The sequence below is a fragment of the Streptomyces pinistramenti genome (genome assembly GCF_020564935.1).
Classification (GTDB): Bacteria; Actinomycetota; Actinomycetes; order Streptomycetales; family Streptomycetaceae; genus Streptomyces; species Streptomyces pinistramenti.
The window spans coordinates 193740-208886 of sequence record NZ_JAJCXB010000005.1; the positions used below are offsets into that span (position 1 = coordinate 193740).

The following is a 15147-nucleotide window of genomic DNA, read 5'->3' on the forward strand; positions in this document are numbered from 1 at the left end:
CTATAGGCACCGTCCATCATGCTGCCGCCGCCGTGCCCCGCCGCGTGAGCGTGGACGTCGCGGCGGCCGCGAGCAGCAGGACGCCCAGGGGATGCCGGACGGCCGCGGTGAACCCGTGCAGGGTGGCCGCCCGGGGGCTGCCGTGGTGGGCGGCGGCCGCGCTCGCGGCGACCGTGTGGAAGACGGCCGACCCGAGGGAACCGCCCACCTGCTGACCGGAGTTGACGGTGGCCGACGCGACCCCGGAGTCCTGTGCGGGCACCCGGGACGTGGCGCCGTTCGCGGCCCGCGCCGGGCAGGGCGCCTTCGCCTCCGTGCGCCCGTCACGTCAGTTCGCCGTCGCGGGCCACCACCCGGCCGCCGTGTACCACCATGTCCCGCGCGGGCAGGTCCACCACGATCTGCGGCAGGCATGCGCCGCGGACGAGCAGGAAGTCGGCGGGGGAGCCGGGGGACAGGTCGGCGCGTGGCAGGCGCAGGACATCGGCGCCGCCGTGCGACCCCGCCTCGTAACAGGCCGTCAATTCCGTGTCCAGACGGACGTCTTCGACCCGGCCGAGCAGGTGCGCGCGGTGCAGCATGTCCGCATTGCCGAACGGACTCCACGCGTCGCGCACCCCGTCCGAGCCGAGGCCGACCCGCACGCCGTGCTCCTTCAGCCGGGCGATTGGCAGGACCAGCGACGCGCTCGGCGCCACGGTGGTCAGCGCGATGTCCAGGTCGCCGAGGTCCGCGGCCACCTTGGCCAGCTCGCCGTCGGACAGGCCCGGCAGGCAGAACACATGGCTGACCGTGACCTTCCCCCGCAGGGACAGCGTCCGGGTGCGGTCGATGATGCCGCGCAGCGTCGCAAGGCCCTTCTCGCCCCTGTCGTGCAGGTGGATGTCCACGCCGACGCCGTACCGGTCCGCGAGACCGAAGACCAGGTCGAGTTGCTCGTCAAGCGCCTGGTCGAAGCCGATCGGATCGATCCCGCCGATGAAGTCCACGGCCCCGCTGCGCGCCGCCTCCTTGAGCAGCGCTGCCGTACCGGGCGCGCGGACGACGCCGTGCTGCGGGAACGCCACGATCTGGACGTCGAGCGCGTGCCGGAGCCGCTCGCGTGCCTGCGCGACGCCTTCCACGCAGGTCAGGCCGTAGGCGGGAGCGATGTCGGCGTGCGCGCGCAGGGCCCGCGTGCCGCGCGTCACGGCGTGCGCCATCAGCCCGTACGCCCGCTCGGCGACAGGCCGGCGCCGGCTGTGGAACACCTCCACGTCCTGCGCCGCGAGATCGGCGATGCCGTCGGCCGGTTTGCGTGACATCCAGGTGCCACCCCAGGTCGTCTTGTCGGGGTGGATGTGCGCGTCCACCAGGGCGGGCAGGGCGATGCGGCCGCCACCGTCGATCATTTCGGCGCCGCCGGGGGCCCGTTCGCCGGTGATGCGGCCGTCGACGACGGTGAGATCCACCGGGTTCTTCGCACCGAAGGGCCGTACGTCACGGAAGACCACCGGGCGGCCGGGCCGCGCCCGTGCGTCGGCCCGTGCCGACGGAGCGGCGGCGGACAGTACGGTGCCGGAACTCGCGAGCGCGGCGGCCCCCGCCAGGACACCTCGCCGGGACGGTTCGGATGCTGCGGACATCATGGGACTCCTTCGGTCGGTGACGGGACGGCGCACGGCAGGACCGGCCGTGCGGGGTTCGGACCCAGGCGCTAAAGCGGCAGCCCGGCGCGGACCACGCGCAGCGGCTTCCTGAGCACGGACACGTCGGCGAGCGGGTCACCGCCGACCACGATCACGTCACCCGCGAAGCCGCGTGCGAGCCGCCCCGCCGTCCGCTCCAGGCCGAGGAGCCGGGCGGCCCAGGTCGTGGCGGCACGGATCGCGTCGAGCGCGGGCAGTCCCGCCGCCCGCATCAACTCCACTTCCCGCCCGATGGGTTCGACCTCACCGCCGGAGGAATCCGTCCCGGCCGCCAGCGGAACACCCAGCTCGTACGCCATGCGCACCGCCTCCTTGAGCACCGGCAGATACGTACGGCCGCGCTCGGCGAGCACCGGGTCGGGCGCATCGACGAGCCCTGCGATGGCGGTCAGCGTCGGCGTGAAGTACGTACCCCTGCGCCGCATGTCGTGCAGAGTGCGTTCGGCGACGAACACCCCGTGCTCCAGGGACCGGATCCCCGCCCGCACCGCGTCGTCGCAGCCGCGCTCGCTGTAGCTGTGGCACAGCACGCCCTTGCCGTCGCGCCGCGCCGCCGCCACGACCTCGGACAGCTGCTCGTGCGAGTAGACCTGGGCCAGCGGGTCCTGCTCCGGCAGCCCGGCCCGCTCGTTCACCCGCGTCTTGATCACGTCGGCACCGCGGGCCAGGTTCACCTGGACGACCCGGCGCAGCGCCTCCGCCGAACGCACTCCGTCCTTGAGGCGGGCGAGCGGGGTGAGGTCCGGGTCGGCGAGCACCGTGTCGCCCAGATCGGGCGTGACGAAGATTCCGGCGGCCCGCAGTCGGGGCGCCTGCTCGGGTGCCTGACGGGCCAACTCCCGTACGGCGATGTCCTGGTAGAAGTTCGTGGAGCCGCTGCGCGCACTGGTGGCGCCCTTACGCACGGCGTCGCGCGCCTCGGTCGCGGTGTTGAGGTGGATGTGCGCGTCGACCAGGCCGGGCAGCACCCACCGGCCGTGCGCATCGAGGCGCGGCGCGCCGTCCGGAACCTCGGTACGTGCCCTGGCCCCGGCGGCGCGGACCACGCCGCCACGGATCACGACGACGGCGTCCTCGGTGACGTCACCGGTCGCCGGATCCAGCAGCGTGCCGCCCTCGACGACCAGGTCACCGGCGTGCTGCGCGCCCCGCGCCGGTGCGGCAGCGGCACGTGGAGCCGCCGAGAGGGCAGCCGCCGTTCCGGCCAGGGCGGCGGCCCCGGCGAGTACGCCGCGACGGGTGACCCGGCTGGACGGGGGCGGGACGGACTCGACACACATGGCGGGCTCCTCGGCGCTCTGCGGACAACCGATGGCAATTGGTATCCCAAATTACGGGTCGCGGGCAAGGGGCTCGGGCGGGCGAAAACCCGCGTGCTGGTGAGATGGTCGCCCCTGTATGCGGCGTCCCGTGATGGTTCGGCCATCCCGTTCCAGGAGTTTGGTATGCCAATGGGGAGGAGTTGGGGAAGGGCAGTCCCGGCAGCAGGGCCGTCATCCGATCGGACGACCCCGATACCCACCGTCCCGCCCGCCGTATGGAGCCGGTACGACGACGGGGGCCGTCGGTATGCGGGCCCAGGATGGGTCTCGGAGCGGACGACAGGCAGCACAGCAGGCCCTGGCCTCGCCCCTGTCTCTCTCCGGCCTCGTATCGCCTCGCCTCGCCGAGAGCGGCCGCCGGAGCACCGCCCCCTCCCGACCAGCGGTAACCCGCACACCCCTTGAGAATTCCTGGAGTTGACTCCCGTGAAGCATGTCAAGAAGGTCTCGAAGCGCACCCGCGTCCTCACCGGCGTCGTCGCCGCCCTCGCCATCGGTGGCGTCGGCGCCTGGTCGGCGAACGCGTCATCCCCGGCCCCGGCAGCCCAGGCCGCCGCCAGGGCCGGCGCGGGCGACGGCCACCTCACGCGGTCCACCCACCTGACCGTCGCGGCCGCAACCGACGCCGCCGAAGCCGTCCTGCGCGCCGCGCAGAAGGAGAACCAGCGCGTCTCCGTCGCCGTCGTGGACCGCAACGGCAACACCGTCGTCGAGCTGCGCGGCGACGGCGCCGGGCCGCAGTCCTACGAGTCGGCCGTGAAGAAGGCGTACACCGCCGTCTCCTGGAACGCCCCGACCTCCGGACTGGTCAAGCGCCTGGAGAGCGCCCCGACGCTGAAGGACATCCCCGGCACCCTGTTCCTCGCCGGCGGCGCCCCGGTCACCGCCGGGGGCGCGCCGATCGCCGGCATCGGTGTCGCCGGAGCCCCGTCGGGCGACCTGGACGAAAAGTTCGCGCGGGCGGGCGTCGCGGAACTCGCCAAGTAGCCGCCGGCGTGACGAGGCATCCGGGCCGGCGGGCATCTTCCGCTGGTCCGCGTGGTGATCGCATGACCACCGAACTGAGCGGGGTGATCTCGCATGCCAGGCCCTGGTCGCGACCCGCGAGGCGGTGAAGAAGAACGGCGCCATCCGCAAGGAGAAGCCGAAGCGGCGCACCGGGCAGGCGGTGCGGCACGGTGGTCGCGCGCCGCTCGGGCTCCGGAGCGCGATCAGCATGAGCCGGGCCTGGTGATGCGCGAGGACGGAGCCGTCGAGCACCAAGGAGACGCCGTGCGTGACCAGCCCGCCGACGAACCGGGGCAGGTAGCTCTTCGGACACCCGTCCTCGGAACAGCCCTCCCTGCTCGACATCTGCCCTGTTCGACAGTGCCCTCGCCGCCGTCGCGTCTGAACCGGGCGGGCAGGTCCGGGTTGGTGAAGGCTGACGCGGACGCCGGTCGGCTGGACGTCGTGCCGGACCCGCCTGTCTATGGGACGACCGCTGCGCCGGATCGTGCCGGAGCTGTTCGCGGCGGCCGACGCCAAGGTCCCGGCGCGAACGTCCGCGCCTGCACGTCCTGGCGCACTCATCCGCTACGTATGGAGGCCAGGCCGGCATCATTTGGGGCGGCCTGCGAAGCGAAGCAGGCGACGTCGCTGGGGAGCGATGTCATGCGGTTCATAGGGGTTGATCCCTGCGTCCGTCCCACGCCGGGAGGCGGAGTCACTTACTCACCGGCGCGGGCCACGAGCAGTGGCTGGAAGAAGCCCGTCTCCTGCGGCATCCGCCACTCGGGGTCGGCGAACCCGGCCTTGGCTGCGAGGCCGGACAACCGGTCCCGGCCGAGTGCCCAGTAGGTGGTACGGCGGACCTGGACGCGCCACTCTCCGCCTGCCGGAAGGAGTTGGAAGTGCTCCAGGTCGTAGTGCTCGCCGTCGTCGTGCCAGTGCCAGAGCTGGAAGGTGACGGTTCGTTCTTCGCCGTCGGCGCAGTCGGCGTTCCTGTGGACCTGTGGAAGCGTCGAAGCCGGGCGGTCGCGCAGCAGGTCGTCGTAGTGGCGTGTGCTGACCAGCAGCAGGCCGTCGGGACGCAGCACGCGGCGCATCTCGGCCAGGGCGGCGTGTACGTCCTGCTCAGCCAGCAGGTGAGGCAGCGAGTTGTCGGCGCAGACGACCGTGTCGAACCGGCCATCAGGAAACGGAAGGCGTCGCATGTCGGCGGCGGCCGTGCCCAGGCTCAGGTTCCGGCGGGTGGCCTCACGGGCGGCGCGGGCGGCGGCGCGGGGGCTGAGGTCGGTCCCGGTGACCCGGTGCCCGCGCAGTGCCAGGCCGATGGCCTGCGTGCCGATGCCGCAGGAACAGTCGAGGACCGCCGCGCGATCCTGGCCGATCAGGGCGTCCAGGGTGTCGCCCTGCCGACGGATGCTCGCATCCCAGTCGGAGTAGATCAGGTGGTAGTCGTCGGCCAGTTCGTCGTAGAAGTGCGTCACCGATGTCTCCGGCATGGCCCGAGATTACCGTGCCTGGCGACCCTCTACGTGGCCGCGGCAGGCGCGGCAGCGGCAGCACCAGGCGCCCACCCGGGGCGAGTTCGTCCCGCCCGCCGCCACGATGTCGAAGGCGCCTGCGGTGATGAGGATCCGGCCGAAGGGGCGCGGCCGGCCGCACAAGCCCATGGCCGCCGACGAGACCGCCTCGGCGGGCTGGGATGCCTGCTTTCACGCTTCTTCACCGATGAGCCCCGGCCCGCCCCGTTCAATGCCGACGAACTGACCGGGCAGTACTCCTGACCGCCCGGGTGCAAGAACTCCGCGAGCATCACCCCGCGGCCGGCAACGAGGCCCGCGCCGCCCACTGCCTGGAGCTCCTCGGCGCGCTGGTCGACGAGTTCAACCTCTGGTTCAACGGCGAGGAGCCCGAGACGCTTCAGGCCCCCATGCGCGCCTGGAACGCGGTGGTGTTCGTCGTCCGGCCATGGGAGGGCACCGCGGGATACGACGCCCACCGGTGGCGGTTGGTCAAACGCACCGACGCCGACGCGGCGGTGGAACACGCCCGCCACCTGCTCCAGAGGCGGGAAGAGCTCCGTGACAAAAGCGTGTATCGAGCGTGACGTCACATCAGCCGTCAACGATGGCGCGGGCGACGGCGAGCCGAGCGTGATCTCGCGCTCGGGCGCGGCAGCAGCAAGGTGGAGCTGCGCCGCGCCACAGGTGTCGCCCGGACCACCGTCAACCGTGTACTCGGCGGGCAGGACCAGGACCAGGACGAGGACACCGCACCGCAGGGAGGCTGCCCCGGGCCCGGTGGACGCCGTCACGACGTGGTGCCCCTCCAGGACATCCAGCGCCTCGCGCAGCCGCCGCTCACCCCCCTTCGGTCATTCGACGGTTACCTGCCGCCCCCGTACGACCGCCCCAGCCTGGACCTCGCCGAAGTCCACGACCCGCTGGCCTCGCGGGTGGATAACGCGCTTCTACCCGACGCGGCAGAACGGACATGACGTCCCGTCGCCCTCGCGTCCCTTCAGGAGGGAACCAGCCAGCCCCATCAATGGATCATGCGGCAGTGGGCCGTGCGACGGGGCTCAGAAACGGTCCGGGGCACGCTCCGGGAGCGGAGACCCGGGGAGCACCTCCCGCTTCTGGTTCTTCCGTGCCTTCGCGTTCGAGTCGGCCGTCGCCTCGCAGGTCACGTCCTTCGCCGGGAGCTTGCCTGTGAGCAGGTAGCCGGTGACCGTGCCGTCCGTGCACGCGTTGCCGTTCGGGTAGACGCCATGGCCCTCGCCGCCGAGGACAGTGACCATTTTCGAGCCCTTCAGGTCGGCGTGCAGGGCCTGACCGCTGGGCAGCGGGGTCTGCGGATCCCACTCGTTCTGGACGATCAGGGAGCCGGCCTTGTTGTTCACCTTGGTTGCCGGTTCCACGGACTTGTCCCAGAACGCACAGGGCTTGATGCTGGACGCGAAGTCACCGAAGAGGGGGTAACGGCCCTTGTCCTCGATGGCGTCCCGCCGGTAGCTCTCAGGATCGCGGGACCACGCGGCCGAGTTGTCGCCGCACACCACGGCCCAGAAGCTCGCCGTCATGTTGTCGGCCGGTGCCTCGGCGGCGCCTGCCGTCCAGGTCCGCCCGGATCCGGCGAACGCCGCGAGCTTCTTCGCGGAGGCGGGCTTGCCGGCCGCGGCCTTCTTCAGCTCCACGACACCCTCGGTGGCGGACTCCGGGGTGAAGACCGCCCCGCGCATTCCGCTCCGGATGTCATCACCGGTGGTCGGCTGCCCGTCCACCTCGATGGGCTTCTCGTTGGCCTGCGCGACCAGGTCCCAGAGGGTCCGGTCGACCTCCTTCGGGGTGTCACCGAGGCCGTACTTCTCCGAACGCGCGGCGGCCCACTCGGTCCACCGGTCGAACGCGGGCTCGGCGCCCTCCGCCCACCACTGGATCATCCCTCGCCAGGCGCGTGCCGGGTCGACCGCGCTGTCCAGCACGAACCGGTCGGCCCGGCCCGGGAAGAGCTGGGTGTAGACGGAGCCCAGGTAGGTGCCGTACGAGTAACCCACGTACGAGATCTTCTTCTCACCGAGGATCGCCCGGAGCAGATCCATGTCGCGCGCGGTGTTGCGTGTGGTGAGGTGCGGGAGCGTGTCGCCCGCTTTCTCCTTGCACTTGTTCGCGACGCCGCGTGCCCAGGCGACGTCCTCGTCGAACTTCTCCTCCTTGTACGGCCGCAGCCAGTTCTCCGCCTCATCCGGCTCCAGCCCGCAGGAAACCGGGCTGCTCTGTCCCACGCCGCGCGGGTCGAAGCCGATGAGGTCGTACTTCTGACGTGCGGACTCGGGGAGCATCTTCTGCATTCCCAGCGGCATGTAGAGCCCCTCCCCGCCCGGTCCGCCGGGGTTGGAGAACAGGACACCGTGCCGCTTGTCGGGCGCGGTGCTCTTGATCCGGGATATGGCCAAGTCGATCCGCTTGCCCCCGGGAGCCCGGTAGTCCAGCGGGACTTTGATCGTGGCGCACTCGAACTCCGCCGGAGAGTCGGCTTCGCACCGCTTCCACTGCGGCTTCTGCTTCACATACCGGTCCAGCGTGCCCTTGGCGGCGGACGAGGGGGCGGTCGACGGGGTGGCGGCGGGAGCAGCGGTGGCCGTCGAGGTGGCGAGCGCGGGAGCCAGCGTTGCCGTGACACTCACGGCCAACAGGGGCACGAGACGTCGTCTTCGCACGATATCGATCCTTCCGGTCGCATGTTCGGACAGGAAAGATCTTTCAGGAACCGGCCACGCATGCGGATCCCCCGCCGGGCTACACCTCCCCTCCCTCCCGGGAATGACGCAACAGCCGTACGTGGTACCCGAGTTGTAGGGTACGCACCGCCCTCGGTGACGGGCGCTACCCGCCTCAGCGACGGGACGAACAGGAGACGGTCACCAGCACGGGCTCGGTCCCGCCCGAGCACGCAACGCATCGACGAACACCTCGGTCACCCACGCGGTGACATCCGGGGGTCACTCACGGACCCGGCAGCGGAAGACCATCCGCCGGCGCATGCCCTCGGCCAGTGCCGCACCGGTCAACAAGGGGGGCGAGACCGGGACGTTCCGGCGTGGCGGCAGCGGACATCCCGACCGTCTCGACCGGCTTCATGCACCCATGGGCGGCCTCGGCGCCGGCGGGCTCGCCCGTTCAACTTGCCGCCAGTTCCCCGAAGAACCCACCCGGCTGGTGGCCGTGTGTGATCCCCGGGGGCGTACCGGCTCCGTTCCTCCGGCCTCAGTACCGAGGCGAGCCGTGGTGACCTGGTAGCAGCCGAGGACATCGGCGACGACGGGGTCGGCATCTGGGTACTACAGCTTGCTCGCGGCCCGGACGGTGTGGAGGTGGACCAGGACGTCGTAGGCCCGGCCGATGGCGGTCTCGGGCGTCTTGTCGTTCGGGAACTGCGTGCCGACGTTGTACGTCGGGCGCGGGATGTCCAGCCACGTGCGGGCGGCGGCAGGGGCCTTGCGCAGGTCGGCGTAGTAGTCGCGGTACCGGACCTGGTCGAGCGTGTGCTCGTTGGTGCCGGGTCCGGCCGGGCCGACGGTGAACTTCTTCCACTCGCCGCCGAGCGCCTGATCCTTGGAGAGGAAGGACCCCTGGTCGAAGGTGGTGCCGATGGCGAGGTAGTCCGCGCCCAGGGTGTCGCGGAGGAACGAGCCCTGGGTCTTCGGATACGTCGTGGGATCGGTGGCCGTGTAGCCGACATGGTCGTCCTGGGCGGACAGCAGGATCCTGCCGCCGGCACGCCGCTGCCACCATGCCGTGGTCTCGGCCATCACCTGGTCGCGGTAGCGCTCCATGGCGGTCAACGAGTCCTGATCGTCGGCGTTGAGGGTGAGGAAGGTGTAAGTCTGGGCGATATTGCGGGCGTTCTGGAGGGCGAACTCGAAGTCATCGTCGCCAGGTTTTCCCTGACCTCCCATGAATGTGAGCAGTTGCTGTGCCCTGGAGGCGTTCTGCTGCCGTTCCGCGAGCGGTCGCTTCAGGTAGCCGATGGCGTCGTCGAGCGGGCGCAGGCCGGTGAGGAGCTTGTTCAGCCGCGGCAGGGACTGCGGATGGGTCCGCCGGACGTAGTCGGTCACCGCGTCGAAGACGGGCTCGTCGAGTTTGGGGGCGCCGATGTCGTCGCCCATGAAGTGGACCGGTCGGTCGGGGTGCCGGCGGTTGTGGTCGCGCATCCACTGGACGAGGGTCACGAATTCCTCACGGTCCCAGGGGGATCCGGCCATCGTCTCGTGTACGACCTGCCGTGCGTCGCCGTCGCCGTGCTGGAGGTAGTCGTCGATCCGCAGGCCCGCCGACCAGCTGATCTCCAGGGCGAAGGTGGTGAATCCCTTCCGCTCGACGAGGTAGCGGAAGGCCCGGTCCTTCAGCGCGAAGAACTCGTGCGAGCCGTGAGTGGCCTCACCCAGGCCGACCACCTTGGCACCACCGACGATCGTCCCGAGGGCCCGCAGGTCGGCCGTGTCGGTGCCCGGCTGGGTCGACCGCAGCGGGTGGGCGATCCGGTCCAGTGCGCGGACGGGGGCCGGCGCGGTGGCGGACGCGGACGCCGCCGGTGACGCGCACGCGGCCGTCGCGGGGGCCAGCACCGCGGCCAGGGCGAGAGCCGCTGCCGCGAGCCTCTTCCCATTACCAGCATTGCCGGTCATGTGTGATCACTCCTCAACCTGCGTGATGTCAAGCGCTGTTGAGAAGATCATCACGCCCACGGCAGCCCGGGTGCGCTGGGGCCGGCCCGACACTTTCACGGGGGATAGCCCCAGGACCAGGGCTTCGGGGTCCGGCGCGCTGAGCCCGTGCGAGCCGGGCTCCCCCTCTCGGGTCGTCCAACTGGTGCCCCCTCACCGGCACTTATCGCCCTGGGACGGAGGTAGCAGTCCGGGGCCTCCAGGGATTCACCGGTGGCCTCGCCTCTTCGACTGTCGCCGGCCCCCGATGAACCCGGCCCGCCGGTGACCGTGTGTGGCCCCCGGAGGCGTGTCGGCTCCAAGTTCCTCCGGCCTCAGCCCCGAGGCGGGCCGTGGTGACCTGGTGGTGGCCAAGGGCGTCGGTGACGACGGGGGCCGGCATCTCCAGGACCCGCGCGCGGATCGCTGGCGCCCGGCGGGCGGTGGCGGGGACGCCGAGGTCGCGGACCAGCTCGGCAAGGGCGAAGGGAGGCAACGACCGACCGGCACGTCGGCCGGGGAACAACCCGCGGAGGTCGCGGTTCGTCGCGGTGTTCATGTTGTCCCGGTTGTCGATACCGGCCAGGAGGAGTGCGGCGAATGGAGCGGGACCGGGGGAGGCGGATCACCGGATCACCGAGCCGCAGCAGGACTCGGTCGTTGCCGCGATCGGCATCGTCAATGGTCGGCCGGACCACCCGGCTGCAGGGTTGGGCATGGAGCAGGACGATAGCCGCGGCGACGCGGCTTCGCAGGGGCAGGTTGCCGTCGGTGAGAAGCCGGCCGAGCAGGTCCAGACGGCCTTCCCGGGACAGCGCGGGCGCCCGGCGGGCCGACGGCATCGGCGGTCGGAATCGCCGTGTGAGCTTGGTGGTCCGGCACCACAGCAGGAAAGGCCGGACGGTGTTCCGGCCGTACTCGTAGTGCTCAACGTGCCAGAGGCCAAGGAGGAGCGGCGTCGCGCCCGGGATCGGCAATCTCCGCTTGATGTGCAGAGAATTCGGACCAGTTGATCCCTCGATCCCGGCCGGGCCGCTCCGGCAGGGGAGATGAACTCGTGTGCCTCGTGTGCCGCTCTTCGTTCGGCCCCGGCGCGGCCCGCGAGTTCCTCTGCGCTGTCGTTGCGGGTCAGTTTCCGCAAGTGCATCCAGCGGCCGCTTCGGTGGGCTCGGCGGCGGGTTCGTTGCTGCAACATGCGTTGCTGTCCAGGGCAGGTGCCTTGCCCATCTGGTCGGCGTCGGCCTTGACGACGTAGACCTCCCAGGGCTCCTTGCCGGGGCCGTGGACCCAGACCTTGTCCTGGACGGCGTAGCAGCAGGAGGTGTCGTTCTCCTCGAAGGTCGCCAGCCCCGCTTCCTTGAGGCGGTCGGTGGCCGCGGTGACCTGGTCGGTGGAGTCGACCTCGACGCCGAGGTGATCCAGGCGGGTGGCCTGGCCGGCCTCGCCCTCGATCAGGACGAGCTTCAGCGGCGGCTCGGTGAGGGCGAAGTTGGCGTATCCGGGGCGGCGCTTGGCCGGCTCGACGCCGAACAGCTTGGAGTAGAACTCCACGGACCCTTCGAGGTCGGCGACGTTGAGGGCGAGCTGAATACGGGACATGAAGGTCTCCCCGATCTCATTGAATTGATACCTGTCGATGCAAGCTTGCGTCTTGAATCGAAGTTCGTCAACATAGAGGCATGTCGAAACAAGAGCTTGAGGTACCCGGCCGGACCGAAGCCTGCTGTCCGGGCCTGCTGGCCGCCCCGCTGGACGAGGACCAGGCCGTCGAGCTGGCGAAGGTCTTCAAGGCCCTGGGGGATCCGGTGCGGCTGCGACTGCTGTCGATGATCGCCTCCCGGGCCGGCGGCGAGGTGTGCGTGTGCGACCTGACCCCGGCCTTCGACCTGTCGCAGCCGACGATCTCCCACCACCTCAAGCTCCTGCGGCAGGCCGGACTGATCGACTGCGAACGCCGCGGAACGTGGGTGTACTACTGGCTGCTGCCCCGGATGACCGACCGCCTCGCCGGCATCCTGGCCCGCCCCGCCGGACAGCCCCTGACTGAGACGGCCGCGGGGGCCACCTCATGACCGCCGAGACCACCGCGGCGACTGCGGGGCCGGTCGCCGCCCGCCTGTCCTTCCTGGACCGCTTCTTGGCCATCTGGATCCTGCTGGCCATGGCCGCCGGCCTCGGTCTGGGCCGCCTCGTCCCGGGGCTCGGAGACGCGCTGGCGACGGTCACCGTCACGGGTGTCTCACTGCCGATCGCGCTCGGGCTGCTGGTGATGATGTATCCGGTGCTGGCCAAGGTCCGCTATGACCGCCTGGACACCGTCACCCGCGACCGCCGCCTGTTGATCCCCTCGCTGGTGATCAACTGGATCCTCGGCCCCGCGATCATGTTCGCGCTCGCATGGATCTTCCTGCCCGACCTGCCGGAATACCGGACCGGCCTGATCATCGTCGGGCTGGCCCGCTGCATCGCCATGGTCATCATCTGGAACGACCTGGCCTGCGGCGACCGCGAAGCCGCCGCCGTCCTGGTCGCCCTCAACTCCGTCTTCCAGGTGCTCACGTTCAGCCTTCTGGGCTGGTTCTACCTCTCCGTCCTGCCCGGCTGGCTCGGCCTGCAGCAGACCGGGTTGAACATCTCGGTCTGGGAGATCGCCCGCAGCGTGCTGATCTTCCTCGGCATCCCCCTGGCCGCCGGGTTCCTCACCCGCCGCCTGGGCGAGAAGGCCAAGGGCCGCACCTGGTACGAGACGAAACTGATCCCCCGCATCGGCCCGTTCGCCCTCTGGGGCCTGCTGTTCACGATCGTCGTGCTCTTCGCCTTGCAGGGGAACGCGATCACCTCCCGTCCGCTGGATGTCGTGCGGATCGCACTGCCGCTGCTGGTGTACTTCGCCGTCATGTGGGCCGGTTCCATGGCCCTGGGCAGGGCCGTCGGGCTGAACTACCCGCGGGCCACGACCCTGGCGTTCACCGCGGCGGGCAACAACTTCGAACTCGCCATCGCCGTCGCCATCGCGACGTTCGGGGCGACGTCCGGCCAGGCCCTGGCCGGAGTCGTCGGCCCTCTCATCGAGGTGCCGGTGCTGATCGGCCTGGTCCATGTCGCCCTGGCCGCCCGCCGCTTCTTTCCCATCCCCGGCGCCGTCCCGGCCGCCGAGCCGGCCGGGCCCCAGGAGACCTCCCGTGCCTGACACCCGCCCGAAGCCGTCGGTGCTGTTCGTCTGCGTCCATAACGCCGGCCGCTCGCAGATGGCCGCCGCCTTCCTCGCCCACCACGCCCAGGGCCAGGTCGAGGTCCGCTCCGCCGGATCCGCCCCCGCCGACGCCGTGAACCCGGCCGTCGTCAAGGCGATGACGGAGGTCGGCATCGACCTCTCCGCTCAGACGCCGAAGGCGCTGACCACTGAGGCGGTGCAGGCGTCCGACGTGGTGATCACCATGGGCTGCGGCGACGCCTGCCCCGTCTTCCCCGGCAAGACGTACCTCGACTGGCAACTCGACGATCCCGCAGGCCAGGGCATCGAGGCTGTCCGCCCGATCCGCGACGAGATCGAACGCCGGATCTGCGGCCTGCTGACCGACCTCCTGGCCGCCCGCCCCTGATCTCGGCAGCGAACGCCGTCGGGCGGCCACTGTCCGCAGCAGTGGCCGGCCGACGCGCTCGGTCGTTGCGATGTGAGCCGTTTCGATGTGTCTGCGGGAGTCACTGGCTGAGCGAGTTCGCGATGTCAGTTCGTTCTGATGTCACCAGGGGACTTGCGGCGTTCGCCTCCCACCCGCGTGACCGCTTTCGGAGCGTCTCTCCCGGCCGCCGTCCGTGGGCCATACCGGTCATCGAGTGCCGCCGTTCGATGGATACGGCGGTCGGGTCCGACGCGGCTGTCGTCCGGCTGGGACACCTTCCTTGCGGGTGTACCGGGGGATACGCCCCGGCCCGAAGAGGAACCCGGTGTCGTGCGGGTTCCGGACCGCTTGCCCGTCGTTCACCTGGGTGGTTGCAGGAAGGACTCTCGACGTGTCTGATCCCGTCGTCCTCATCACGGGCGCGCTTACCGGTATCGGCCGAGCTACCGCCTTGGCTTATGCCCGTCACGGCGCGAGCCTCGTGGTCTCCGGCCGCCACGAGGACGTGGGTGAGCAGCTTGCCGGAGAACTCTCCGACCTCGGTGCCCCGGCCGAGTTCGTGCGGGCCGACGTCCGCTACGACGCCGATGTGAAGGACCTCGTCGACCGTGCGGTGGCGCGGTTCGGGCGGATCGATGTCGCCTTCAACAACGCCGGCACGGAGGGAACACCCGGCCCTGTCACCGAGGTGACCGACGAGGCTTACCAGGCCACCTTCGATACCAACGTCAAGGGAACGCTGCTGTGCCTGAAGCACGAGTTCCGGGTCATGAAGGAACGAGGCGGCGGCAGCATCGTCAACGTCAGCTCCAACTACGGGTTGATGGGATACCCGGGGGCGACCTTGTACGTCGGGAGCAAACACGCCGTCGCCGGCATCACCAAGGCGGCCGCGCTCGAAGGCGCCGCGCACGGTATCCGGGTCAACGCGGTCGCGCCCGGCTACACCCGGACCGCGATGTACGAGCGGTTCACCGGCGACGACACGGCGCGTGCTGCGGTCGATTCGGTGCTGCCCATGCACCGGGCGGGTACCCCGGAGGAGATCGCCGAGGCCGTCCAGTACCTGGGTTCCGACAAGGCGAGCTACATCACCGGGCACATCCTCCTTGTCGACGGCGGCCTGATGGCGGGCGGGCCCCTGTTCCCGAGCTCGTGAATCGCGAGGTCGGCGCAGGCCGTGTCGGCCTCGGCGGCTGCTGTTCTCCTCGGTCGAGGGCGTGTTGGTGGAGTCGGTGGAGGTGACCGGCGCGGTCGTCCGGTCGGGGCACGTACGACCGCGGGACGGGCGGTCTGTCCGGTGTGCGGATCCTGGTCGGGCG

General features: G+C 70.7%; 15 protein-coding genes. 8 read left to right on the forward strand and 7 right to left on the reverse strand.

Annotated features, from left to right (window positions below; genetic code table 11):
* Positions 1-16 precede the first annotated feature (16 nt).
* The 3 genes from LIU39_RS06090 to LIU39_RS06100 form a co-directional block, all read right to left on the reverse strand.
* On the reverse strand, positions 17-262 hold the full coding sequence (locus tag LIU39_RS06090) for a hypothetical protein (protein ID WP_227045434.1): 246 nt from the start codon (positions 260-262) through the stop codon (positions 17-19).
* A 61-nt stretch (positions 263-323) separates the two neighbouring features.
* Complete coding sequence (locus tag LIU39_RS06095) at positions 324-1628, reverse strand: amidohydrolase (RefSeq protein ID WP_372463815.1); 1305 nt, start codon at positions 1626-1628, stop codon at positions 324-326.
* Positions 1629-1696: 68 nt separating this feature from the next.
* Positions 1697-2968: an amidohydrolase family protein gene (locus LIU39_RS06100; RefSeq protein ID WP_227045437.1), complete on the reverse strand. Its 1272-nt coding sequence runs from the start codon at positions 2966-2968 to the stop codon at positions 1697-1699.
* A gap of 468 nt (positions 2969-3436) precedes the next feature.
* Here LIU39_RS06100 and LIU39_RS06105 point away from each other — a divergent pair, with 468 nt between their 5' ends.
* Positions 3437-3997, forward strand: a complete 561-nt coding sequence (locus LIU39_RS06105; RefSeq protein ID WP_227045438.1) for a GlcG/HbpS family heme-binding protein — start codon at positions 3437-3439, stop codon at positions 3995-3997.
* Positions 3998-4121: 124 nt separating this feature from the next.
* Positions 4122-4244 (forward strand): hypothetical protein, encoded by a 123-nt coding sequence (locus tag LIU39_RS34835; protein WP_264482438.1) that lies wholly within the window; start codon positions 4122-4124, stop codon positions 4242-4244.
* Between the two features lie 475 nt (positions 4245-4719).
* Here the strand turns inward: LIU39_RS34835 and LIU39_RS06110 are convergent, their stop codons facing one another.
* Complete coding sequence (locus LIU39_RS06110; RefSeq protein ID WP_227045440.1) at positions 4720-5496, reverse strand: class I SAM-dependent methyltransferase; 777 nt, start codon at positions 5494-5496, stop codon at positions 4720-4722.
* A gap of 293 nt (positions 5497-5789) precedes the next feature.
* On the opposite strand from LIU39_RS06110, the gene LIU39_RS06115 reads away from it, so the two are divergent.
* The gene (locus tag LIU39_RS06115) at positions 5790-6104 is read left to right on the forward strand and encodes a hypothetical protein (RefSeq protein WP_227045443.1); all 315 of its coding nucleotides are present in this window, start codon (positions 5790-5792) and stop codon (positions 6102-6104) included.
* 78 nt (positions 6105-6182) lie between these two features.
* Positions 6183-6494: a hypothetical protein gene (locus LIU39_RS06120; RefSeq protein ID WP_227045445.1), complete on the forward strand. Its 312-nt coding sequence runs from the start codon at positions 6183-6185 to the stop codon at positions 6492-6494.
* A gap of 84 nt (positions 6495-6578) precedes the next feature.
* Here the strand turns inward: LIU39_RS06120 and LIU39_RS06125 are convergent, their stop codons facing one another.
* The 3 genes from LIU39_RS06125 to LIU39_RS06135 all read right to left on the reverse strand — a co-directional run bounded on the left by LIU39_RS06125 (position 6579) and on the right by LIU39_RS06135 (position 11801).
* Positions 6579-8216 carry an alpha/beta hydrolase gene (locus LIU39_RS06125; RefSeq protein WP_227045447.1) on the reverse strand — a complete coding sequence of 546 codons (1638 nt, stop codon included), beginning with the start codon at positions 8214-8216 and terminating at the stop codon, positions 6579-6581.
* 621 nt (positions 8217-8837) lie between these two features.
* Positions 8838-10184 carry an erythromycin esterase family protein gene (locus tag LIU39_RS06130; protein WP_227045449.1) on the reverse strand — a complete coding sequence of 449 codons (1347 nt, stop codon included), beginning with the start codon at positions 10182-10184 and terminating at the stop codon, positions 8838-8840.
* Positions 10185-11330: 1146 nt separating this feature from the next.
* Positions 11331-11801 (reverse strand): ArsI/CadI family heavy metal resistance metalloenzyme, encoded by a 471-nt coding sequence (locus LIU39_RS06135; protein ID WP_227045452.1) that lies wholly within the window; start codon positions 11799-11801, stop codon positions 11331-11333.
* 80 nt (positions 11802-11881) lie between these two features.
* Here LIU39_RS06135 and LIU39_RS06140 point away from each other — a divergent pair, with 80 nt between their 5' ends.
* The 4 genes from LIU39_RS06140 to LIU39_RS06155 all read left to right on the forward strand — a co-directional run bounded on the left by LIU39_RS06140 (position 11882) and on the right by LIU39_RS06155 (position 14984).
* Positions 11882-12274 carry an ArsR/SmtB family transcription factor gene (locus tag LIU39_RS06140; protein WP_227045454.1) on the forward strand — a complete coding sequence of 131 codons (393 nt, stop codon included), beginning with the start codon at positions 11882-11884 and terminating at the stop codon, positions 12272-12274.
* Positions 12271-13392: an ACR3 family arsenite efflux transporter gene (gene arsB / locus LIU39_RS06145; RefSeq protein ID WP_227045456.1), complete on the forward strand. Its 1122-nt coding sequence runs from the start codon at positions 12271-12273 to the stop codon at positions 13390-13392. Before LIU39_RS06140 ends, arsB begins: the two co-directional genes overlap by 4 nt.
* Positions 13385-13804 (forward strand): arsenate reductase ArsC, encoded by a 420-nt coding sequence (locus tag LIU39_RS06150; RefSeq protein WP_227045457.1) that lies wholly within the window; start codon positions 13385-13387, stop codon positions 13802-13804. The genes arsB and LIU39_RS06150 overlap by 8 nt, the downstream gene beginning before the upstream one ends.
* Before the next feature lie 412 nt (positions 13805-14216).
* Positions 14217-14984 carry an SDR family NAD(P)-dependent oxidoreductase gene (locus LIU39_RS06155; protein ID WP_227045459.1) on the forward strand — a complete coding sequence of 256 codons (768 nt, stop codon included), beginning with the start codon at positions 14217-14219 and terminating at the stop codon, positions 14982-14984.
* Positions 14985-15147: the final 163 nt, after the last annotated feature.